Source organism: Micromonospora ferruginea, assembly GCF_013694245.2.
In the GTDB taxonomy this organism is placed as follows: Bacteria; Actinomycetota; Actinomycetes; order Mycobacteriales; family Micromonosporaceae; genus Micromonospora; species Micromonospora robiginosa.
In genome coordinates, this window is record NZ_CP059322.2 from 5194710 (window position 1) to 5215124 (window position 20415).

Consider the following 20415-nt stretch of genomic DNA (forward strand, 5'->3'; position numbering starts at 1 on the left):
CGCGGCCGGCCGGTGGGACGGATCGGACGACCCGGGTGGTCCCCACCCATAGCGGCGGCGTGGGGACGGGTCGCCGACGGCGGGTGGACCGGTGCGGGTGGGCGCACGCCTGCCACCGGGTCGGTCGCGGTCGAACCGCTCGGCACCGTCCGCACGCTCACCTGCCCCCACCACCCCTCTTCACTCACCGTGTTCACGTGAATTGCCTCTGTTGCATCGGCGGACGTCAGCCTATGCTCGCCCCTTGGGTACGACGCAACCCCCGATCAATTGGCGTCGGAGGCCGACCGAGGACATCAGCTCCACATTCGACAAAGATCAGCATAGGTAAATGCAAGCGGTGGCCGTCGAGGCCCGGTCGGACAGATCCGGGCGCGCTTCCGCATGCCCGGAGCGGACCCACGCGACCGCACCGGGCCGGCACCGAGGAGGGCTCGGCTTTGCGCGTATGGCAATCCCGCCGATGGGAAATCTGCCTGCTCAGCCTTGCACTGGTGGCCGGCACGGCCGGCTGCGGCAGCGGGCCCGAGGCGGCCGTCGGCCCGCTGGCCGGCGGCGCCGCCGCACCCGCCACCCATTCCACCGCCGACGAGCGCGCCGCCGAAAAGGCGGCACTCGCCGCCTATTCCGGATATCTCGATGCCTCCCGGGCGGCGAGCGCGCGCAGCGATCCCGGCCATCCCGCACTGGACCGTTTTCTGGCCGATCCGCTGCTGACCCGGGTACGGGTGGCAATTCGTGACGCGAAGGAGCACGGCGCGATGCGTACCGGAAAACTGGTCTCCGACCCGACCGTCGTCTCGGTCGACCTGGCCGCCGACCCGCCCACCGTGGAGATCCAGGACTGCCTGGACGCGCGCGGCTACCGGCTGGTCTACGCCAAGGACCGCAAGACCGTGCCGGGCACCGGGGGCGGGCGCTACCTCGCCACCGCGACCGCAGCGCGTTACCCGGACGGCCGATGGCTGGTCAACACCGGCACGGCGCACCAGGACCAGCCGTGCTGACCTGGGGAGGAGAGGGCGTCCCGGCCCAGCGGACCCGGGCCGGGACGTCCCACCGGCGGTGGTTCGCCGCCGGCGTGGCGGCACTGCTCATGCTGACCGGCGCGCCGGCACGCGCCGCCGACCCGGGCGGCTCCTGCCCGCCGGGGCAGACCGACTGCGACGTCTGGGACGACGACCCGCCCGTCCCCGGGGATCCCGGCGGGCCGGGCGGAGGCGGAGACGGCGGGGGCGGCAACGGCGGCGGCACCGCGAAGTGCCAGTGGAACGGCCGCGTCATCCCCTGCTACGACCCGGACCTCGGCTGGTTCAACAACGGCGACGGCTGCTACTACAAGCTCGCCGAACCCCAGGGGGAGGCGCCGCCCGGGCAGCAGTGGTACCAGCTCACCTGCAACGGCGGCGACCTGGGCAGCATGCGTCAGGAGCTGCGGGCCGACCCGCCGCCCGGCTACGGCACCCCGCCCGACCCGGAGGAGCTGGCCCGGCGTGCGCTCGCCTCGATCTCGCTGCTGCGCCCCCGCGCCGCGGTCGCGCCCCGACGCAGCAAGGGCGCCGGCCTGGTCGGCCTGCCGGTCTGGATGTGGGCCAGCCCCGGCGCCTCCTACTTCGGGCCGCTGTCCGCCTCGGCCTCCGACCGCGGGCTGACCGTCGACATCACCGCCAAGGTGACCCGGATCGTCTGGCACATGGCCCCCGGCGTCGACGTCACGTGCACCGGGCCGGGCACCCCCTACCAGGCCGACGGCCCGCACGCCGGCTCTCCCTCGCCGGACTGCGGCCTCCCGCACGGCTACGCCACGGCGGGCACCTACCAGGTCCACGCCACCACGTTCTGGACCGTCGAGTGGACGTCCAGCGGCGGGGAGAGCGGCGTGATCGCCCAGAGCCGGGTCAGCGGCGTCGTCCCGGTGCAGATCAACGAGCTTCAGGTGGTGACCCGATGAGTGTGGTGGCAGCCCGGAACGGGACCCCGGTGGAGGCGCCGGTCGCGCCGCCCAAGGTGGTCCGGCAGCGGCGGATCCGGCCCGGCCTGCTCGGCCTCGCGATCCTGCTGATCGCGCTCGGCGGGCTCGGCGCGGCGTTCGCGGTCACCTCGGTGCGCTCCACCGGCAGCTACCTCGCGGTGGCCCGGCCGGTCGAGGTGGGCCAGCAGATCACCGCCGACGACCTGGTGCCGGTGCGCGTCTCCGGCGGGCGCGAACTGCGGCCGGTTCCGGCCGCTCGGATAAAGGACCTGCTCGGCCTGCGCGCCGCCGTCCGGCTCACCCCGGGCACGCTGCTCACCCCGGCCCAGCTCACCGACGCCCCGCTGCTCGGCCCCGGCCAGCAGCAGATCGCGCTGGGGCTGGAGACCGCCCGGGTGCCGGCCCGCAAGTTGCACCCCGGCGACAAGGTGCTGCTGGTCAGCACGCCGGACAGCGGCGCCAGCGGCGCCGAGGCGACGCGTGGCGGCGGCACCCGGTTCGAGGCCACCGTGATCGACACCACCGTGCCGGAGAACGACGACGTGGTGGTCTACCTGGCGCTGGCCGTCCGGGACGTGCCGGCGGTGGTGGTGCTGGCCGCCGACGACCGGATCGCGCTCGTGCTCACCGAGGCGGCCTGATGGCGATCATCGCCCTGGTCTCGGCGAAGGGCTCGCCGGGCGTCACCACCACCGCGCTGGCCGCGGCGCTGAGCTGGCACCGCCGGCTCGTGCTGGCCGAGTGCGACCCGGCGGGCGGCTCGATCCTCGCCGGCTACCTGGGCGGGGCGCTCGACGGCCCGCGCGGCATCGGTGAGCTGGCCGTCGGCGAGCTGCGCGACGGCAGCCTGGAGAGCACGTTCTGGTCGCAACTGGTCGACCTGGACGCGCCGCGCCGCGAACGGCTGCTGCTGCCCGGCGTGGTCGACCCGGCCCAGGCCGGCAGCCTGGTGCCGCTCTGGCAGCGGTTCGCCGACTACTTCACCGGCCTGGAACGGGGCGTGCCCCCGTACGACGTGCTGGTCGACTGCGGCCGGCTGGCGGTGGGCGGTCCACCGTGGCCGCTGCTGCGGGCCGCCGCGGTGGTGCTGCTGGTCACCCGCGCGCACCTGCCCGATCTCTCCGCCACAAGAGCCACGGTCCGGGCCGTCGAACGCGACCTCACCGAACACCGTGTCCCCCCGGGCAACCTGCGCCTGCTGGTGGTCGGCGACGGGCACGGCACCAGCGAGATCAGCAAGGTGCTGCGGCTGCCGGTGATCGCCCGGCTGCCGCACGATCCGCGTACCGCAGAGGTGCTCGCCCACGGCGGCACCGTGCGCGCCAACCGGCCGCTCATGCGCGCGGCCGGCGCACTGGAGGTGCCGGTCCGGGCGTTGCTGGACCGGCGGCGGGCCCGGCTGGCCTGGCCCGGGGCGACCCCCGCCCGCCCGGCGAGCGCGCCAATCGTGCCGACCGCGCCGGGGGTGTCCGGTGCGGTTTGAGCCGGTCTCGCACGACCCGCGCGCCCCGCAGCCCGGCGTCGTCTCCACCGTCCCGCCGCTGGCCCCGCCGAACGGGCGGCACCACGTCGCCGGCCCGGCGCTGCCCGCCGCGCCGCCGCCGGCGCCACCGCGCCCCCGCGTCGACTTCGCGGTGGTCCGCGAGCTGCGCCGGGAGCTGAGTGAACGGCTCACCCACTGGCAGCGCGGGCGGGAGTTCGACGCCGACGCCGAGGAGGTCGAGCGGGCCCGACTGGCCGTCGCGGTGGTCTCCGCCTACGCCGACTCGGTGCGCCGGGGCGGGCGGCCGATGGCCGCCGACGAGGAACGGCTGCTGCTCGACCAGGTGACCGCCGAGCTGGTCGGGTTGGGGCGGCTCCAGACGCTGCTGGTCGACGGGACCATCGAGGAGGTGCACATCCTCGGCTGCGACCAGGTCCGCATCACCCGCCACGGCGGCGGTGTCGACTGGGCCGAGCCGATCGCCGAGACCGACGACGAGCTGGTGGAGATCCTCCAGGCCGCCGCCCGCCGGGCCGGCGCCACCGAGCGGTCGCTCTCCACCAGCAAGCCCACGCTCGACCTGCAACTGCCCGACGGCAGCCGGCTCGCCGCGGTCTTCCTGGTCAGCCACCGCCCCTACGCGGTGATCCGCAAGCACAACACGCTCGACGTGAGCCTGGAGGACATCGCCGGCGGCCGGCCCGACCTGGACGAGATGATCGACCCGCTGCTGCGCGACTTCCTCCGCGCGTCCATGCGGGCCGGGCTGAACATCATGGTCGCCGGGCTGGCCGGGGCCGGGAAGACCACGGTCATCCGGGCGCTGATGGACGACATCCCGGCCGACGAGCCGTACGTGCTGCTGGAGGAGAGCCGGGAACTGCTGCCGGCCCGGCGCGGGCACAAGCACCGGGCGGTGATGAGCTTCGAGTCCCGGGAGGGGCACGGCGAGCGCGGCGCGGACGGTCGACCCGCCGGCGAGGTGAGCATCGCCGACCTGATCCCGGTGTCGCTGCGGATGGGCGTGCTGCGGATCATCGTCGGCGAGGTGCGGTCCCGGGAGATCGTGCCGATGCTCCAGGCGATGACCACCAGCCGCGGGTCGATGTGCACCATCCACGCCCGCACCCCGGCGGGGGTGAGCGAACGGATCATCGAGCTGGCGCTCTCCCACGGCCGGGAGATGACCGTCGACCAGGCGCGGCGGATGGCCGGCAACGCGCTCGACCTGATCGTCTACGTCACGGTCGAGGACGAGACCGCGATCGGCGGCCGCAAGCACCGTTTCGTCTCGCACGTCGAGGAGGTCATCGGCGTCGGCGAGGGCAACCGGATCACCACCACCACGGTCTTCGGGCCGGGGCCGGACGGCCGGGCGGTCCCCCGCCACCTGCCCGAGCGGATCCGCGACCAGTTGCTGCGGGTCGGCTACGACGCCCGGTTGCTGACCCGGTTCGTGGAGGCCGGCATGGGCGCCTGGCGGCGTCCCCGGCACACCCGGCTGGGGCGGCGGCCGGACGGGGGCCGGGCATGACGCAGATCGAGCTGATCGCCCTGGTCTCCGGCGCGGCCTGCGTGGCCGGGCTGGTGCTGGCCGTGGTCGCGCTGGTCGGCACGCGCCGCCCGCCGAGGTCGACGCCGGGTGGCGCCGGGCCGGGCCTGGGCCGGCTCTGGACCGGCTCCGGGGCCGGGCAGGCCGACCAGCGGCGGCACCGGATCCTGCTCGGCGGCGCGGTGGTCGTCGGGGCGCTGGCGTTCCTGCTCACCGGGCTGCCGGTGGTGGGCCTGCTGGTGGCGCTCGCGGTGCCCGGGGTGCCGTGGCTGTTCGCGGTCGGCCGGGCCGAGCAGCGGGCCATCGCCCGGGTCGAGGCGGTCGGCGAGTGGACCCGGCGGCTCAAGGACATCTCCGCCACCGGGCAGGGGCTCCAGCAGGCCATCGTCGGCACCATCGCCACCGCGCCGGAGGAGATCCAGGAGGAGGTACGCACGCTCGCCGCCCGCCTCCAGGCCGGCTGGCTGGCCAAGTCGGCGCTGCTCGCGTTCGCCGACGAGATCGCCGACCCGGTCGCCGACCAGGTGGTCGCCGCGCTGATCCTGCACCTCACCGACCGGGGTGAGCGCCTCGGCGACGTGCTCGGCTCGATCGCCTCGGCCGCCTCGGCCGAGGTGACGACGCGGCGTGAGGTCGAGGCGAAGCGGACCCAGCCGCGCTTCGCGGTCCGCTTCCTCACCGGCATGACGCTGGCGACGCTGGCGTACGGGCTGGTGAACAGCGACTACATCCGTCCGTACGGGACGGTGACCGGGCAGCTCGTGATGGCGGTGCTCGGCGCGGCGTTCGTCGGGCTGCTGGTCTGGGTGCGGTCGATGAGCCAGCCGCCGCGCCCGGCGCGCTTCCTGCCGGCGCCCGACCTGCAGGAGGCGATCGCCTGATGATCATCAACTGGCAGCTCGTCATCGCCGTGCTGGGCGGATCCGCCGTCGGGCTCGGTCTCTTCCTCGTGGTCCGGGAGGCGCTGCCGGCCACCCCGGCGCTCGGGCCGGCGCTGCGCCGGCTGCACCAGCCGCCCGGCCAGGCCCCGGTGGCCGGCGCCGGGCCGGACTGGCTCGGCGGCTTCGCCCGCTGGCTGCGCCCGCCGACCCGGCAACTCGCCCTGCTCGACCGCACCCCCGAGCAGTACGCCCTGTCCGTGCTGCTCTCCGCGTTGATCGGCTTCGCCACCCCGGCGGTCGCCTCGGCCGTGCTCTTCGTCGGCGGAGTGGCCATGCCGGTGGCCGTACCGGTGCTGGCCAGCCTGGGTCTGGCACTGGTCGCCGGCCTGGTGGCGCACCGCTCGGTGCTGGCCAAGGCGGACGCGGCCCGGGACGAGTTCCGGGCGGCCGTCTGCACCTATCTCGACCTGGTGGCGTTGCAACTCTCCGCCGCACACGGCCCGGTGCAGTCGCTGGAACGCGCGGCGACGGTCTGCGACGGCTGGGTCTTCGACCGGATCCGGGAGGCGTTGCGGCTCGCCCAGCTCCAGATGCACTCGCCCTGGGACGAGTTGCAGGAGCTGGCCGACCGGATCGGCATCCCGGAGCTGGGCGACGTGGGCGCCATCATGCGCTCCTCCGGCAGCGAGGGCGCCCAGGTGCACGAGACGTTGCGGTCCCGCGCCGACTCGCTGCGCGACCAGATCCGCACCGACAACCTGGCCCGCGCCGAGGGGGTGACCAGCAAGTTGGACATTCCCGGCTCACTGCTGGTCTTCGTCCTGCTCGGCTTCGCCGTCTATCCGTTCATCGCCCGTCTGTGACACCCACCCCCGAGAAGGAGACGACCATGTACCTCTACACCTACCTGTACGCGGCGGTGAGCAACCGCCTCGCCGAGCTGCGCCGTGACGGCGAGCGCGGCGACAGCCCGGTGCCGACCGCGGTGATCATCTTCGGCCTGGTCGCGGTGGCCATGGCGGTCACCGGGCTCGCCCTGGCCCGGGCGAACAACTGGATGGAGGCCATCCCGAACAACACGCAGCCGAAGTGATGCCCCGCCCCGCCCGTACGCTCCGGAGCCGGCCGGCGCCCGCCGGCCGGCGCGCCGGTCCGCGCGGTCCGGGGCGGATCACCGCCACCCTGCGCGCCCGCCTCGACGCGGGCGGGCGCGAACGGGGCGCCAACCCGGTCGAGCTGGCCGTGATGATGCCGGTGATCCTGGTGCTGCTCTTCGGCTCGATCCAGGTCGGCGTCTGGTTCGTGGCCCGGTCCACCGCGCTGAACGCGGCGCAGACCGGGGTGAACGCGCAACGCACGTTCGACGCCGGGCCCGACGCCGGCCGGGACCGGGCGACGAGCTTCCTGCGCCGGTCCGGTGACTGGCTGGTCGGCTGGGACCGCACCGGACCGACCTGTGTGGAGACCGCCACCGACGTCACCTGCACGGTGCGCGGTCGCTCCCTGTCGGTCATCCCCGGCGTCGACTTCGAGGTCGTGCAGACCGCGCACGGCCCCGCCGAACGCTGGACGACGGGGTGAGGCCGGTGGCACGGGACCGGGGTTCCGTCTCGATCGAGGTGGCGGTGCTCGCCCCCGCCTTCATCGCGTTGATGGTGCTCGCCGGGGTGGCCGGCCGGACGGCCGTCGCCGACGAGGCGGTGGAGTCGGCCGCGCACGACGCCGCCCGTGCCGCCTCGATCGCCCGGACGGCCCGCGAGGGCGAGCAGGCGGCCGAGAAGGCGGCCCGCGACCAGCTCAGCTGGTCGGGCCTGCGCTGCACCGCCCCGCCGAGCCTGGACCTGTCCGGGTCGGTGGGCGGGAATCCGGCCACCTTCGCCGCCGCGTACCGCAGCGACCCGGGCGTGCCGGCGACCGTGACGGTCACCGTGACCTGCACGGTCTCCTTCGACGACCTGCGCGCGCCGGGGCTGCCCGGGGTGCCGGGCGGCAAGACCGTCTCGGCGCGGTTCACCTCGCCGCTGGACACCTACCGGAGCCGCGGATGACCGGGCGACGCGGCGCGGAGAGCGGCCGGGTGAGTCTCTTCCTGGCGGTGGCGATGACCGGCGTGCTCGGCATCGTCAGCCTCGCCTACGACGGCGCCGGGCAGTTGCGCACGCTGCAACGCGCCGACAACCTGGCCGCCGAGGCGGCCCGCAGCGGCGGCCAGATGATCGACCGGGCGAGCGCCATCGAGGGCGGCCCGAAACGGATCGACCAGGACGCCGCCCGCGCGGCCGTCGCCGGCTACCTCGACGCCGCCGGTGGGGTCGGCGGCCACGACGTCGACTTCCCCGTGGTCGGCACCGAGACCCAGATCCGGGTACGCGTGCGGATCACCTACCGCCGGGACCTGCTCGGTCTGTTCGGCGCGCAGAAGACCGCCACCGTCACCGGTGAGGCCACCGCTCGGGCGCTCACCGCGCCACCACCGTAGGAAGGAAGGCCGCCATGGGTGCACCAGGACGTTCCGCCGCCCGCCGCGCCGGTCAGGTCCTCACCGGGCTCGGCGCCCTCGTCGTGCTGGTCGGGGTGCTGGCCGGTGGTCCGGTCGCACTGCTGGCCTTCGCCGGCAACCCGCTGCCCGACCACCTGCCCACGCTGGCCGAGCTGGGCACGACGCTGACCAGCCGCGACGACGGGCAGCTCTTCCTGCGGGCGCTGGCGGTGGTGGGCTGGTTCGGCTGGGCCACGTTCGCGTTCTCGGTGGTGGTGGAGTTGCTCGCGTCGGCGTTGCGCCGGCCCGCGCCGAAGCTGCCCGGCATGCACCGCCAGCAGCGGGCCGCCGCCGCGCTCGTCGGTTCGGTGGCGCTGATCCTGGCCGCGAGCCCGGCCGCGGCCAGTGCCGCCGCGCTGACCGCCCCGCAGCCGGCGCTCGCCGCGCCGGCGGTCACCACCGCGTACACCGCGCCGCGGGTCGCCACACCCGCCCCGGACGCCGCCGGCCCGGCCGTGTACCGGGTGGCGAAGGGCGACTACCTGGGCGAGGTGGCCGACCGTTACCTGGACGACTTCGACCGTTACCGGGAGCTGGCCCGGCTGAACCGCCTGCACGACCCGGACCGGATCCGGCCCGGCCAGTTGATCGAGCTGCCCGGCGGCGCGGTGGACGACGGCGCCCGGCGGCACGCGGCGGGCCGGCTGGTGGTGACGGCGGCGAAGCCGGCGCCGGCGAAGCCCGCCCCGAAGCCCGCGCCGTCGGCGGCGAAGCCCAAGCCGAAGCCCGCGCCGGACTCGCCGGCCCGGGACGCCACCCCCACCGTGGAGGCGCCGGACGGGCAGCAGCCGGCCATGGCGGCCGGCGCGTCGCGGGCCACCGCCGAGGAGGGCATCAACCGCCCGCTGGCCATCTCGGCGGTGCTGGCGGTGGCGAGCATCGTGGGCGCGCAGATCGGCGCCGTCCTCGGCCTGCGGCGGCGGCCGGTGGCGGCCCGGGTGCCGGGCAACGGCCGGCACCGCCGCGACTGAGGCGGGCCGAGGTCAGGGCAGCCGGGCCTCGACCCGGCCGGAGACCACCCGGGTGGGGAGCACGACTTGGTCGTTGGCGGCCGGGCCGTGCGCCACCCGGCCATCGTCGAGGCGGAACGCGCTGCCGTGCCACGGGCACACCACGCAGGCGTGGCCGTCGATCTGCCGCACCTCGCCCTCGCCGAGCGGTCCGCTCTGGTGGGGGCAGCGCTCCGGCATCACGGTCACGTCGTCGCCGTCCCGGTAGAGGACGACCGACACGTCGTCGATCTTCCGGGTGACCAGCTTCCGCTGCGGCAGGTCGCTCAGGTCGCCCAGCGGGTGCCAGCCGTCGCCGATCAGGTGCAGGTCGGAGATGCTCTGGCTGACCTGCGCCCCCTGCTTGTAGGCGAGGTGCCCGCCCAGGTAGGCCCCGCCGCTCGCGGCGGAGAGCCCGAGGTAGGCCAGCGCCCGGCCGAGCCCGTGCCGTCCGTTGAGCCGGGCCGCGAGCGAGCCGGCGTAGAGCGTCAGGCCGACGATGTTGGCCCCGGCGTGCACCAGGCCCACCCGGCGCTGGTCGCGGGAGAGGGCCGCCCAGTCGTTCCACCCGGCGACCGCCGCCGGCAACGCGCTGACGGTGCCGAGCCCGACCAGTGCGGTGGCGGCCCGGCGCTGGCCGGGCAGCAGGTCCACCACGGCCGCGGAGATCCACGCGCCGACCGGGACCTGCACCATCGCCGGGTGCAGGGGGTGACCCAGCCAGACGCCGTGCAGCGCGTCCCGGACCCGTTGCGAGCTGAGCGTGCCCTCGACGGCACGTTGCAGCCGGTCACCCACCCGGTCGAGACCGGATGCCTGTTCGAGCTTCGTCAGTAGTCGGCGCACCTCTTCCGACTTCCCGGCAGCAGAGCCCCCAAACCGGACGCCCCGCAAAACCCTCGCACCGCACGGCCGTCGGATATACTTCAACCGCCTGTCGTATATAGGGGGCGAGAATGACCAAGATCCTGGTCGATGTCGATGACGAGGCGTTGGCGGACGCGGCCCAGGCGTTCGGGACCAAGACCAAGAAGGACACGGTCAACGTCGCTCTCCGCGAGGGCGCGGCACGCCTACGCCGTGCCCGGGCCCTGGCCGAGCTGGCCGGGCGCGGGCGGGCCGGCGACTTCGACGACCTGCTCGACAAGGGCAACTACCGCTCGTGAAGCTGGCTGACTATCTGATCGACACCAGCGCTCTCGTCCGGCTTCTCCGCGACCCGGATGTGCTGGATCGATGGGAGCAGACGGTGACCGCCGGGCTGGTTGCCGTGTGTCCCCTCGTCGAACTGGAATTCCTCTACACCGCCAGGTCCGTCGCCGATCGCGGGCGGCTTGAGGAGCAGCTCCGCACTGTCTTCGGGTGGGTGGCGATGCCGGATCGAATCTACGAGCGCGCCGCCGAGACGCAGCTCGAGCTGACCGCCCGAGGAACCCACCGGTCGGCTGGTGCGGTGGATCTCCTCATCGCCGCCACCGCCGAATATCACGGACTCTCGTTGCTGCACTACGACCGGGACTTCGATCAGGTCGGCGCGGCCACCGGTCAGCCGATGCGTTGGCTGGCGCCACCCGGCGCCGTCAAGTAGCAAAGCCGCACGCGCTGGCGCGTCGGGCGCCGGCGCGGGCATGCTGAGCCCCATGGGGGTACGCGTCGAGCACGCCGGTGCCGTGACCACGGTGATCCTGGACCGGCCGGAGGCCCGCAACGCGGTGGACGGGCCGACCGCCCGCGCGCTTGCCGACGCGTTCCGCGCGTTCGACGCCGACCCGGACGCGGCGGTCGCGGTGCTCTGGGGTGCGGGCGGCACGTTCTGCGCCGGCGCCGACCTGACGGCGATCGGCACCCCGCGCGGCAACCGGGTCGAGGCCGAGGGCGACGGCCCGATGGGTCCCACCCGGATGGCGCTGTCCAAGCCGGTGATCGCCGCGATCTCCGGGTACGCGGTGGCCGGCGGCCTGGAGCTGGCGCTCTGGTGTGACCTGCGGGTCGCCGAGTCGGACGCGACGCTCGGGGTGTTCTGCCGGCGGTGGGGGGTGCCGCTGATCGACGGCGGGACGGTGCGGCTGCCCCGGCTGATCGGGGAGAGCCGGGCGATGGACCTGATCCTCACCGGGCGGGCGGTGCCGGCCGACGAGGCGTACCGGATGGGGTTGGTGAATCGGCTGGTCGCGCCGGGTGCGGCCCGGGCGGAGGCCGAGCGGCTGGCGGCCGAGGTCGCCCGGCATCCGCAGACCTGCCTGCGCAACGACCGCGCGGCGCTGCTGGCCGGTTCCGGCCGGCCGGAGCCGGAGGCGCTCGCCGTGGAGTTGGCCTACGGCATGGAGTCGCTGGCGGTGGACGGGGTGCGCGGTGCCGGCCGGTTCGCCGCCGGCGCCGGCCGGCACGGCGCGCCGGCCGGCTGAGGCGTCACCTCAGGTTGCGCAGCGCGTCCTCGACGGCCCGGTGGAACGTCGGGTACGCGTAGATCATGTGCCGGAGCTGGCTGATCGGCACCGCCGCGTGCACGGCCACCACCAGCGCGGAGAGCACCTCGCCGCCGGCCGGCCCGGCCGAGGTCGCGCCCACCAGCACACCCTGGTCGGCGTCGGCGATCAGCTTGATGAAGCCGGCGTTGCCGGTCTTGTGGATCCAACCCCGGGTGGACGAGGTCAGGTCGGTGTGGCCGACCTGGACGTTGATGCCCCGGTCGCGGGCCTGCTGCTCGGTCAGGCCGACCGCGCCCACCTCGGGGTCGGTGAACGTGACCCGGGGCAACGCCCGGTAGTCGGCGACCGGGACGCTGCCCGGCGCGACCGTCGAGCCGCCCGCGCTCATCGCGCCGCCGACCGCGCTGACCACCCCGGCCGCGCCGCCGACCACGCTGGCGGTGCCGCTGGCGTCCGGGCCGCCCCTGGTCCGCCGCATGTGGTCGAGCACGTCGGCCACCACGATGCCGGCCTGGTACATGGCGATGTGGGTGAACGCGCCCTCGCCGGTGAGGTCACCGACCGCCCAGATGCCGTCGGTGACGTGCATCCGGTCGTTCACCGCCAGGTAGCGCTGGCCGGCGTCCACGCCGACCGTGTCCAGGCCCAACTCCTCCAGGTGCGCCCGGCGCCCGGTCACCACCAGCAGCTTCTCGCCGGTGAACGCGGCGCCGTCGGCGTGCACGGTGAACTCGGTGCCGTCGTGGCTGACCCGGCCGGCCTTGACCCCGGTGCGGATCTCCACCCCGTCGGCGCGCAGCGCCTCGGCGGCGAGCGCGGACGCCTCCGGCTCCTCGACGGCGAGCACCCGGTCGGCCGCCTCGACCACGGTGACCCGGACGCCGAAGCGGGCGAAGACCTGGGCCAGTTCCAGCCCGATCGCGCCGCCGCCGAGCACCAGCAGCGTCGCGGGCAGCTCCTCGACCTCGATGGCCTGGTGGTTGGTCCAGTAGGGCGTGTCGGCGAGCCCGTCGATCGGTGGGATCGAGGGGCGGGTGCCGGTGCCGAGGACCACCCCGAAACGGGCCTCGAAGACCTGGTCGCCGACGCGGACCCGGTTCGGGCCGTCGAGCCGGCCGCTGCCCCGGACGAACCGGCCGCCCTTGCCGGTGAACCGGTCCACCGCGGCCTTGTCGTCCCAGGTGTCGGTGGCCTCCTCCCGGATGCGCTTCGCCAACGGTGCCCAGTCGGGCCGCACCTCGGCGGAGCCGGCCAGCTCGTTCACCCGGTGCGCCTCGGCCAGCGCGTTGGCCGCCCGGATCATCATCTTGCTCGGCACGCACCCCCAGTAGGGGCACTCGCCGCCGACCAGGTCACGTTCGATGCCGACCACGCTGAGGCCGGCCTCGGCGAGCCGCCCGGCCACCTCCTCGCCGCCGACGCCCAGCCCGACCACGACCACGTCCACCACTTCCGGCTCTGCCATCCCGCCAGCATTCCGCACCGCCGCAGGCCGGGCCACCGGACCCGGCCGGAATTCCTCCGCCGGTAATGACCGCGACGGCCTACCGTGACCGGATGCCCGCGCGCTTCGCCCCGGTCCGGGACGCCTTCCACGACCTGTTCGCCACCGGCCGGGAGACCGGCGCGGCGCTGTCCGTCCGGCTCGACGGCGTGCCGGTGGTGGAGCTGGGACCGCACGCGCGGTGCTTGGCGCCTTCGCGTACGTGACGGCCGGGCTGGCCGGTCACGACACAACCTGTGACGAGCCCGTTGTAACGGAGAGTTGTCAAACCGAGCGGGACGCCAGTCAACGCCGATCTGCCTTTGCTCTGCAGCCACCCGCGCAGCACTGCGTTGATCAGGGGCTTCGCTTGATCGCATCAAACGGCACCGACGACCGGCCGGTCACTTTCCGCAACCGATGCGGATATGGCTGCAGAGCAAAGGCAGGTGCAGGCAAAGTCCCCGCCGGCCCGGCCCGTCACGGAAAGTGACCGACGAGCGCGCCGGTTCGGGTCAGCGCATCCAGAGCGGGTCGCTGCCGGGCACGTCCAGCGGCGGCGGGTAGTCGAGCGCGCGCCGCGTCTCGTCGGGCAGCCGCCACGGCTGGTGCATCGCCTTGCCCGCCACCGACTCCAGTTCGGGCACCCACCTCCGCACGTACGCGCCGTCCGGGTCGTACCGTTCGGCCTGGCGGACCGGGTTGAAGCCCCGGTAGGGGCGGCTGTCGTTGCCGGTGCCGGCCACCCACTGCCAGTTGCCCGAGTTGTTGACCCGGTCGCCGTCGAGCAGCCAGCGGAAGAACACCTCCATCCCGGGCCGCCAGTCCAGCCCGAGGTGCTTGGTGAGGTAGCCGGCGGTGATCAGCCGGGCCCGGTTGTGCATCCAGCCCTCGGCGCGCAGTTGACGCATGCCGGCGTCCACGATCGGCATCCCGGTGCGCCCCTCGGTCCAGGCGGCCAGCGCGTGCGGGTCGTCCCGCCAGTCCTCCCGGGCACCGCGCCGGTAGGCCGTCGTGCTCAGGTCGGGGAAACCTGCGACGACCTGGTGGTAGAAGTCGCGCCAGCAGAGCTGCCGGACGAACGGCCCGTCGCGGTCGCCGGCCCGGTTCGCCACCGCGAGCGGCGAGAGGCAACCCCACCTGAGGTACGGGCTGAGCCGGGAGGTGTCGTCGCCGGCCATGTCGTCGTGGATGTCGTCGTACCGGTCGAGCGTGGGCAGCCAGGCCTTGAGCCGGCGCTGGGCGACGCTCTCGCCGCCCTCGGCGGCGTCCGGGCTGTCGCCCTTCGGCGGTTCCGGCAGCCGTCCCGGGTCGACGCCGTCGGGCAGCCGGATCCGCTTCGGCGCGGCCAACTCCTCGCGCAGCTCCACGCCCTGCCAGGCCCGGAAGTAGGGACTGAACACCCGGTAGTGGTCGCCGCCGGTCGGCCGCAGCGCGCCCGGGTCGACGATGGTCAGCCCGGGGAAGAGCCGCAGGAACATCCGGTGCCGCTCGCACTCGGTACGCAGGCGGCGTTCCCGGCGGTGCGCGTGGCGGCTGACGTCGGCGGAGAGCCCGACGCCCTCGGCGCCCACCTTGCGGGCCAGTTTCACCGTCTCGGCCACCGGGTCGCCGCGCCGGACGACCAGGTCGCCGCCGCGCCTGCGGAGCGCCTCGCGCAGCTCGGCCAGGCTCTGGTGCAGGAACCGGGTGCGGTTCGGGGAGAGCTTCTGCAGCGTCGGGTCGAGCACGTAGAGCGGCACCACCCGGTCGAACGCCGAGGCGGCCGCGGCCAGCGCCGGGTGGTCGTGCACCCGCAGGTCGCGGGTGAACAGCACGACCGCCGTCCGCTCGGTCATCCGGCCGGGGCCGGGGTGAGCGCCGGGCCGGGCACCTGCACCGGCGTGCCGGTCGGGGTGAGCAGCGCCCGCGCGGCCACCGACATCCGTCGCCGTTGCGGCACCAGGGCCCGCCGGACGAAGACGTCGAAGCCCTGCCCGGCCACCTCGTCGAGGATCCCGCCGTAGAGCGCGTACGCGGTTCGCATGCACGCCTGCGAGGCGGGGTTGAGCAGCGGGATGCCGGGGGCGGCGGCGAGGTAGTGCGCCTGGGCACGGGTCACCTCGTACTCGATCAGCTCGCGGATCGCCGGCGTGGTGCGCCCGGCGGCCTTGGCGGCGAGCAGGTCGTCGCGGGTGACGCCGAACTTGGCGAGGTCCTCGTCGGGCAGGTAGGTGCGGCCCCGGTCGAGGTCCTCGGCGACGTCCCGGATGAAGTTGGTGAGCTGGAACGCGAAGCCGAGCTGGCGGGCCGGTTCGCGGGCGGCGGCCGGGTCGGTGCTGCCCAGGATCGGCAGCATCATGGTGCCGATGACGGCGGCCGAGCCCTCCATGTAGTCGAGGAGGTCGTCGTAGGTCGGGTACGACATGACCGTGAGGTCCATCGCCATGCTGCGCAGGAACGACGCGAAGTCGTCGCGGTCGAGGTCGAACACGGCGATGGTGTGCAGCACGGCGGGCAGCAGCGGGTCGTCGACCGACGCACCGTGCAGGCCGGCGACGAACCGGTCGGACCACTCGCGCAGCCGGGCGGCGCGCTCGGCGGGCGGCAGGTCCTCGGTGCGGTCGACGATCTCGTCCGCGTACCTGGTGAATCCGTACAGGGCGTGCACGTGTCGTCGTTTCCAGGCGGGGAGCAGCCGGGTGGCGAGATAGTAGGTACGGCCGTGACGCCGGTGCAGCTCGCGGCAACGGTCATAGGCAGCGGTGAGATCCGTGTCCACCGGCCCTCCTCGGGTTTTCGACGCAGCAATCGACGCAACTCGTAACCCTAGGGTACGCTCCCTCACATGGCCAACGACGCAGTTGCGGGTAATGCGCTCCGCGTCGCGCCGGCACAGCCGGGAGCGACGGACGATCCGGTCAACGGCGTGCTGGCCGCGTTCACGAAAGACCTGATCACCGGCGTCGACGACACGCTCGCCGCGTTCCTGGCCGCCGAGGTCGACTCGCTCACCGAGATCGACGCAGCGATGGGTGGTTTCGCCGCGACGGCCCGCGACTCGGTGCTGGCCGGCGGCAAGCGGATGCGCTCCACGTTCGCCTACTGGGGCTGGCGGGGTGTGGTCGGCGGCGACGGGCCGCTGCCCGCGGTGCTGCCGGCCCTCGCCGCGCTGGAGCTGCTGCACACGTTCGCGCTGGTGCACGACGACGTCATGGACGCCTCCGACACCCGGCGCGGCCGACCCACCGCGCACCGCGCCGCCGCCGCGCGGCACCGGGCCGCCGGGCACGTCGGCGACCCCGACCGCTACGGCGAGGCGGTCGCCGTGCTCATCGGCGACCTCTGCATGGTCTGGGCCGACCGGCTGATGGCACACACCGCCGTGCCGGCCGACCGGCTGCTCGACGTGCGTCGCTGCTACGACCAGATGCGGGTGGAGACGGTCGCCGGGCAGTTCCTGGACGTGCTCGGCGAGAACGACGCGGCCAACTGGTCCGTCGACCGGGCGTTGCGGGTGGCCCGCTACAAGACCGCCAGCTACACCGTCCAGCGACCGCTGCTCTTCGGCGCCTGCCTGGGCGGCGTCGACCCGGACGGCCCGCTGATCGCCGCGTACACGCGCTACGGGCTGGCCGTCGGCGAGGCGTTCCAGCTCCGCGACGACCTGCTCGGCGTCTACGGCGACCCGGTGACCACCGGCAAGCCGGCCGGCGACGACCTGCGCACCGGCAAGCCGACTGCGCTGCTGATGCTGGCCCGGCAGCTCGCCGATCCGGCCCAGCGCCGCGCGCTGGAGCGGGCCGGCTCGGTCACCGGCGCGGGCGAGCTGGCCCGGCTGGCCGACCTGGTGCGGGAGACCGGAGCCACCGGCCAGGTGGAACGGATGATCGCCGAACGGGTGACCGAGGCGCTGACCGCGCTCGACACCGCACCGATCGACGAGACGGCGCGCACCGCGCTGACCGGCCTCGCCACCGCCGCGACCGCGCGACGGTCCTGATGAGCAACCTCGTGAACAAGGGAGCCGGAATGCGTACCGTCAACGGACGGACCGACCGGGTGGTCGTGGTCGGCGCCGGGCTGGGTGGGCTGGCCTGCGCGCTGCACCTGGCGGGCAGCGGCCGGCAGGTGACCGTGCTGGAACGCGAGCCGGTGCCGGGCGGGCGCGCCGGCCGGCTGAGCGTCGACGGGTACGAGTTCGACACCGGCCCGACCGTCCTCACCATGCCCGACCTGATCGCCGAGGCGCTCGGCGCGGTCGGCGAGGAGCTCACCGACTGGCTCGACCTGACGCCGCTCGACCCGGCCTACCGGGCCTACTACCCGGACGGGTCGACGCTCGACGTCATCACCGACACCACCCGGATGGCCGCCGAGATCGCCCGGGTCTGCGGTCCCCGCGAGGCGGACGGCTACCTGCGCTTCGTCGACTACGCCCGCAACCTGTGGAAGTGGGAGCGGGCCGACTTCATCGAGCGCAACCTGGACGCGCCGACCGACCTGCTCACCGGCAACCTGCTGAAGCTGTTCGCCAACGGCGCCTTCCGGCGACTCCAGACGAAGATCAACCAGTTCTTCCGCGATCCGCGTACCCAGCGGATCTTCTCCTTCCAGGCGATGTACGCGGGCCTGTCGCCGCACGACGCGCTCGCCATCTACACGGTCATCGCGTACCTCGACTCGGTGGCCGGCGTGAGCTTCCCGCGCGGCGGCATCCACGCGGTCTCCCGCGGCATGGCCGGCGCGGCGGAGAAGCACGGCGTGCAGATCCGCTACGGCACCACGGTGACCCGGGTGGAGACCGCGCACGGCCGCGCCACCGGGGTGGTCACCGCGGACGGCGAGTTCGTCCCCGCCGACGTGGTGGTGCTCAACCCCGACCTGCCGGTCGCCTACCAGGAGCTGCTCCCGGAGAGCCGGCAGCGCAAGCTGACCTACTCGCCGTCCTGCGTGGTGCTGCACGTCGGCTCGACGCAGGGCTATGGCAAGATCGCCCACCACAACATCCACTTCGGACGGGCCTGGAAGGGCACGTTCGACGAGGTGATCCGGCGAGGCGAGCTGATGACCGACCCGTCGCTGCTGGTGACGAACCCGAGCCGCACCGACCCGTCGGTGGCGCCGTCCGGTAAGCACACCTACTACGTGCTGGCCCCGGTGCCGAACCTCGACCGGGCGCCGTTCGACTGGTCCGGCGACCTCACCGAGCGCTACACCGACCAGCTCATGGGCACGCTTGAGGAGCGCGGCTACGTCGGTTTCCGCGACGGCGTCGAGGTGCTGCGCGCGATCACCCCGGCCGACTGGGCCGCGCAGGGCATGGCCGCCGGCACCCCGTTCGCGGCCGCGCACAGCCTCTTCCAGACCGGCCCGTTCCGCCCGTCGAACCTGCACCGGACGCTCGACAACGTGGTCTTCGTCGGCTCCGGCACCCAACCCGGCGTGGGCGTGCCGATGGTGCTGATCAGCGGCAAGCTGGCCGCCTCCCGGATCACCGGGGAAAGCTCGTGAGCGCGCGGGAGGACCACCTCGTCGAGCTGGTGGACGACGACGGCCGGGTGGTGGGCGAGACCACCGTGGCCACCGCCCACGAGCCGCCCGGCCGGCTGCACCGGGCCTTCTCGGTGCTGCTGGTCGACCCCGCCGGGCGGGTCCTGCTGCAACGGCGGGCCGCGGTGAAGACCCGGTTCCCGCTGCGCTGGGCCAACTCCTGCTGCGGGCACCCGCTGCCCGGCCAGTCGCTGGCCGAGGCCGCCAACCGCCGGCTCGCCGAGGAACTCGGCGTCGGCCCGGTCGACCTCACCGAGCTGGGGGTCTACCTCTACTACGCCGAGGACCCGGCCACCGGGCGGGTCGAGTTCGAGTACGACCACGTGCTGCGCGGCGACGTCCCGGCCGACCTGCCCACCCGGCCCGATCCGGACGAAGTGGCCGAGCTGCGCTGGGTCGACCCGGAGACGGTGTCGACCGACCTCGACGCCGACCCCCGCGCGTACGCCCCCTGGCTGGGTGGCGTGGTCAACCGGCTGCTGCATCCGGCCGAGCCGCCCCGGTCGGGCGCGCCGGCCGGACCGTTCCGGACCGGCGCGCCGGCCACCGAGGCACCGGAGCGGTCGGGTGGCCGATGAGGCACTGAGCGCGGGGGCCGTCGCGCGCCGACTGGGTGTGGCGGTCACCACGCTGCGAACCTGGCATCAGCGTTACGGTCTCGGCCCCAGCGAACACGTACCGGGCCACCACCGGCGCTACACGCCGACCGACCTCGCCCGCCTGGAGATCATGCGGCGGCTCACCGCGGAGGGGATCGCGCCCGCCGAGGCGGCCCGTTGGGCCCGGCAGGCTCCGGCCGTGCTGACGCCGGAGCGGCTCGGCCTGAAGGCCGGCGTGTCCACGGTCCGCGACGGCGGTGGCGCCACCATTCCGGTCGGCCGGGCCGGGCCGGTCGCGCGCGGCCTCGCCCGGGCCGCCATGCGCCTGGACTCGGTGACGATCGGGCGCACGATCGCCGACGCGCTGGCCGCCGACGGGGTGGTGACGACCTGGGAGGGGTTGCTCCGGCCGGTGCTCGCCGGCATCGGGGAACGGCACGCCGCCACCGCCGGCCTGATCGAGGTGGAGCACCTGATGTCCCGGTGCGTGTCCGAGGCGTTCGCCTCGGTGGCCCGGGCGCATCCCAGCGTCGGGTCGCCCCGGATCCTGCTCTCCTGTGCCGACGAGGAGCAGCACTCGCTGCCGCTGGAGGCGTTGGCCGCCGCGCTGGCCGAGGCCGGGGTGAGCTATCGCATGCTCGGCGCCCGGGTGCCGGTGGCCGCCCTCGTCGAGGCGGTCAACCGCACCGGGCCGGCGGCCGTGGTGCTCTGGTCGCACACCCGCGCCACCGCCGACCCGCAGCAGCTCGTCGCGCTGCTGGCCGCGCCGCGCCGGCCGCTGCTGGTGCTGGCCGCCGGGCCCGGTTGGCGGGCCGACTCGTTGCCGGCCGGGGTGGTCCGACCGGTCGACCTGGCCGAGGCGTTGTCGCTCGCCGTCGCCGTACGGGACTCGCTGGATCAGTCGACCGCGGGTTGAGGCCCCTCTCCCGCTCCGGGGGTGTCGTCCACTACGGTCG

Annotated in this window: 24 protein-coding genes; 20 read left to right on the forward strand and 4 right to left on the reverse strand. The window is 74.5% G+C overall.

Annotated features, from left to right (window positions below):
• Positions 1-440 precede the first annotated feature (440 nt).
• The 12 genes from H1D33_RS22890 (at position 441) to H1D33_RS22945 (ending at position 9398) form a co-directional block, all read left to right on the forward strand.
• The gene (locus tag H1D33_RS22890) at positions 441-1007 is read left to right on the forward strand and encodes a hypothetical protein (protein ID WP_181571198.1); all 567 of its coding nucleotides are present in this window, start codon (positions 441-443) and stop codon (positions 1005-1007) included.
• An 89-nt stretch (positions 1008-1096) separates the two neighbouring features.
• Entirely contained in the window at positions 1097-1951 is an 855-nt protein-coding gene (locus H1D33_RS22895) for a hypothetical protein (protein WP_246412150.1), read from the forward strand.
• Positions 1948-2613, forward strand: a complete 666-nt coding sequence (locus tag H1D33_RS22900) for an SAF domain-containing protein (protein WP_181571196.1) — start codon at positions 1948-1950, stop codon at positions 2611-2613. The genes H1D33_RS22895 and H1D33_RS22900 overlap by 4 nt, the downstream gene beginning before the upstream one ends.
• The gene (locus H1D33_RS22905) at positions 2613-3455 is read left to right on the forward strand and encodes a CpaE/TadZ family protein (RefSeq protein ID WP_181571195.1); all 843 of its coding nucleotides are present in this window, start codon (positions 2613-2615) and stop codon (positions 3453-3455) included. The genes H1D33_RS22900 and H1D33_RS22905 overlap by 1 nt, the downstream gene beginning before the upstream one ends.
• Complete coding sequence (locus H1D33_RS22910) at positions 3445-4989, forward strand: TadA family conjugal transfer-associated ATPase (RefSeq protein WP_181571194.1); 1545 nt, start codon at positions 3445-3447, stop codon at positions 4987-4989. The genes H1D33_RS22905 and H1D33_RS22910 overlap by 11 nt, the downstream gene beginning before the upstream one ends.
• Positions 4932-5888 (forward strand): type II secretion system F family protein, encoded by a 957-nt coding sequence (locus tag H1D33_RS22915; protein ID WP_414685552.1) that lies wholly within the window; start codon positions 4932-4934, stop codon positions 5886-5888. The genes H1D33_RS22910 and H1D33_RS22915 overlap by 58 nt, the downstream gene beginning before the upstream one ends.
• A gap of 2 nt (positions 5889-5890) precedes the next feature.
• Complete coding sequence (locus H1D33_RS22920; protein ID WP_414685553.1) at positions 5891-6751, forward strand: type II secretion system F family protein; 861 nt, start codon at positions 5891-5893, stop codon at positions 6749-6751.
• Positions 6752-6777: 26 nt separating this feature from the next.
• Entirely contained in the window at positions 6778-6981 is a 204-nt protein-coding gene (locus H1D33_RS22925; protein WP_181571191.1) for a hypothetical protein, read from the forward strand.
• Positions 6981-7469, forward strand: a complete 489-nt coding sequence (locus H1D33_RS22930; protein WP_181571190.1) for a TadE family protein — start codon at positions 6981-6983, stop codon at positions 7467-7469. The genes H1D33_RS22925 and H1D33_RS22930 overlap by 1 nt, the downstream gene beginning before the upstream one ends.
• Positions 7470-7474: 5 nt before the next feature.
• A complete protein-coding gene (locus H1D33_RS22935; RefSeq protein WP_181571189.1) occupies positions 7475-7936 on the forward strand; it encodes a TadE/TadG family type IV pilus assembly protein in 462 nt (153 codons plus the stop codon).
• Positions 7933-8367 carry a hypothetical protein gene (locus tag H1D33_RS22940; RefSeq protein WP_181571188.1) on the forward strand — a complete coding sequence of 145 codons (435 nt, stop codon included), beginning with the start codon at positions 7933-7935 and terminating at the stop codon, positions 8365-8367. Before H1D33_RS22935 ends, H1D33_RS22940 begins: the two co-directional genes overlap by 4 nt.
• A gap of 14 nt (positions 8368-8381) precedes the next feature.
• Positions 8382-9398 (forward strand): LysM peptidoglycan-binding domain-containing protein, encoded by a 1017-nt coding sequence (locus H1D33_RS22945; protein ID WP_181571187.1) that lies wholly within the window; start codon positions 8382-8384, stop codon positions 9396-9398.
• Between the two features lie 12 nt (positions 9399-9410).
• Here the strand turns inward: H1D33_RS22945 and H1D33_RS22950 are convergent, their stop codons facing one another.
• Complete coding sequence (locus H1D33_RS22950) at positions 9411-10262, reverse strand: Rieske (2Fe-2S) protein (protein ID WP_181571186.1); 852 nt, start codon at positions 10260-10262, stop codon at positions 9411-9413.
• A 110-nt stretch (positions 10263-10372) separates the two neighbouring features.
• On the opposite strand from H1D33_RS22950, the gene H1D33_RS22955 reads away from it, so the two are divergent.
• From H1D33_RS22955 to H1D33_RS22965, 3 genes are read left to right on the forward strand one after another with little or no spacing between them, the layout of a single operon-like run.
• A complete protein-coding gene (locus H1D33_RS22955; RefSeq protein WP_181571185.1) occupies positions 10373-10582 on the forward strand; it encodes a type II toxin-antitoxin system VapB family antitoxin in 210 nt (69 codons plus the stop codon).
• Entirely contained in the window at positions 10579-11004 is a 426-nt protein-coding gene (locus tag H1D33_RS22960; RefSeq protein ID WP_181571184.1) for a PIN domain nuclease, read from the forward strand. Before H1D33_RS22955 ends, H1D33_RS22960 begins: the two co-directional genes overlap by 4 nt.
• Before the next feature lie 52 nt (positions 11005-11056).
• Positions 11057-11821: a crotonase/enoyl-CoA hydratase family protein gene (locus H1D33_RS22965; protein WP_181571183.1), complete on the forward strand. Its 765-nt coding sequence runs from the start codon at positions 11057-11059 to the stop codon at positions 11819-11821.
• Positions 11822-11825: 4 nt separating this feature from the next.
• Here H1D33_RS22965 and H1D33_RS22970 read toward each other — a convergent pair whose 3' ends face one another.
• Entirely contained in the window at positions 11826-13310 is a 1485-nt protein-coding gene (locus tag H1D33_RS22970) for a dihydrolipoyl dehydrogenase family protein (RefSeq protein ID WP_181571182.1), read from the reverse strand.
• Positions 13311-13402: 92 nt separating this feature from the next.
• Between H1D33_RS22970 and H1D33_RS22975 the strand changes: the two genes are divergently transcribed.
• A complete protein-coding gene (locus H1D33_RS22975; RefSeq protein WP_246411917.1) occupies positions 13403-13555 on the forward strand; it encodes a hypothetical protein in 153 nt (50 codons plus the stop codon).
• Between the two features lie 288 nt (positions 13556-13843).
• On the opposite strand, the gene H1D33_RS22980 is transcribed toward H1D33_RS22975, so the two are convergent.
• Both H1D33_RS22980 and H1D33_RS22985 read right to left on the reverse strand, forming a co-directional pair.
• Positions 13844-15166: a cryptochrome/photolyase family protein gene (locus H1D33_RS22980; protein ID WP_181571181.1), complete on the reverse strand. Its 1323-nt coding sequence runs from the start codon at positions 15164-15166 to the stop codon at positions 13844-13846.
• Entirely contained in the window at positions 15163-16089 is a 927-nt protein-coding gene (locus H1D33_RS22985) for a phytoene/squalene synthase family protein (RefSeq protein WP_181571180.1), read from the reverse strand. Before H1D33_RS22985 ends, H1D33_RS22980 begins: the two co-directional genes overlap by 4 nt.
• A gap of 66 nt (positions 16090-16155) precedes the next feature.
• Here H1D33_RS22985 and H1D33_RS22990 point away from each other — a divergent pair, with 66 nt between their 5' ends.
• From H1D33_RS22990 to H1D33_RS23005, 4 genes are read left to right on the forward strand one after another with little or no spacing between them, the layout of a single operon-like run.
• On the forward strand, positions 16156-17310 hold the full coding sequence (locus H1D33_RS22990) for a polyprenyl synthetase family protein (RefSeq protein WP_181571179.1): 1155 nt from the start codon (positions 16156-16158) through the stop codon (positions 17308-17310).
• Positions 17311-17339: 29 nt separating this feature from the next.
• Positions 17340-18821 (forward strand): phytoene desaturase family protein, encoded by a 1482-nt coding sequence (gene crtI / locus H1D33_RS22995; protein ID WP_181571178.1) that lies wholly within the window; start codon positions 17340-17342, stop codon positions 18819-18821.
• Positions 18818-19438 (forward strand): isopentenyl-diphosphate Delta-isomerase, encoded by a 621-nt coding sequence (gene idi, locus H1D33_RS23000; protein ID WP_181571177.1) that lies wholly within the window; start codon positions 18818-18820, stop codon positions 19436-19438. Before crtI ends, idi begins: the two co-directional genes overlap by 4 nt.
• Entirely contained in the window at positions 19428-20375 is a 948-nt protein-coding gene (locus H1D33_RS23005; protein WP_181571176.1) for a MerR family transcriptional regulator, read from the forward strand. Before idi ends, H1D33_RS23005 begins: the two co-directional genes overlap by 11 nt.
• Positions 20376-20415 lie beyond the last annotated feature (40 nt).

Coding starts and splice junctions, on each gene's coding strand:
- H1D33_RS22895 (WP_246412150.1), top strand. CDS start 1,097: ATGCTGACCGGCGCGCCGGCACGCGCCGCCGACCCGGGCGGCTCCTGC.
- H1D33_RS22900 (WP_181571196.1), top strand. CDS start 1,948: ATGAGTGTGGTGGCAGCCCGGAACGGGACCCCGGTGGAGGCGCCGGTC.
- H1D33_RS22905 (WP_181571195.1), top strand. CDS start 2,613: ATGGCGATCATCGCCCTGGTCTCGGCGAAGGGCTCGCCGGGCGTCACC.
- H1D33_RS22925 (WP_181571191.1), top strand. CDS start 6,778: ATGTACCTCTACACCTACCTGTACGCGGCGGTGAGCAACCGCCTCGCC.
- H1D33_RS22930 (WP_181571190.1), top strand. CDS start 6,981: ATGCCCCGCCCCGCCCGTACGCTCCGGAGCCGGCCGGCGCCCGCCGGC.
- H1D33_RS22940 (WP_181571188.1), top strand. CDS start 7,933: ATGACCGGGCGACGCGGCGCGGAGAGCGGCCGGGTGAGTCTCTTCCTG.
- H1D33_RS22945 (WP_181571187.1), top strand. CDS start 8,382: ATGGGTGCACCAGGACGTTCCGCCGCCCGCCGCGCCGGTCAGGTCCTC.
- H1D33_RS22955 (WP_181571185.1), top strand. CDS start 10,373: ATGACCAAGATCCTGGTCGATGTCGATGACGAGGCGTTGGCGGACGCG.
- H1D33_RS22965 (WP_181571183.1), top strand. CDS start 11,057: ATGGGGGTACGCGTCGAGCACGCCGGTGCCGTGACCACGGTGATCCTG.
- H1D33_RS22970 (WP_181571182.1), bottom strand. CDS start 13,310: ATGGCAGAGCCGGAAGTGGTGGACGTGGTCGTGGTCGGGCTGGGCGTC.
- H1D33_RS22975 (WP_246411917.1), top strand. CDS start 13,403: ATGCCCGCGCGCTTCGCCCCGGTCCGGGACGCCTTCCACGACCTGTTC.
- H1D33_RS22980 (WP_181571181.1), bottom strand. CDS start 15,166: ATGACCGAGCGGACGGCGGTCGTGCTGTTCACCCGCGACCTGCGGGTG.
- H1D33_RS22990 (WP_181571179.1), top strand. CDS start 16,156: ATGGCCAACGACGCAGTTGCGGGTAATGCGCTCCGCGTCGCGCCGGCA.
- crtI (WP_181571178.1), top strand. CDS start 17,340: ATGCGTACCGTCAACGGACGGACCGACCGGGTGGTCGTGGTCGGCGCC.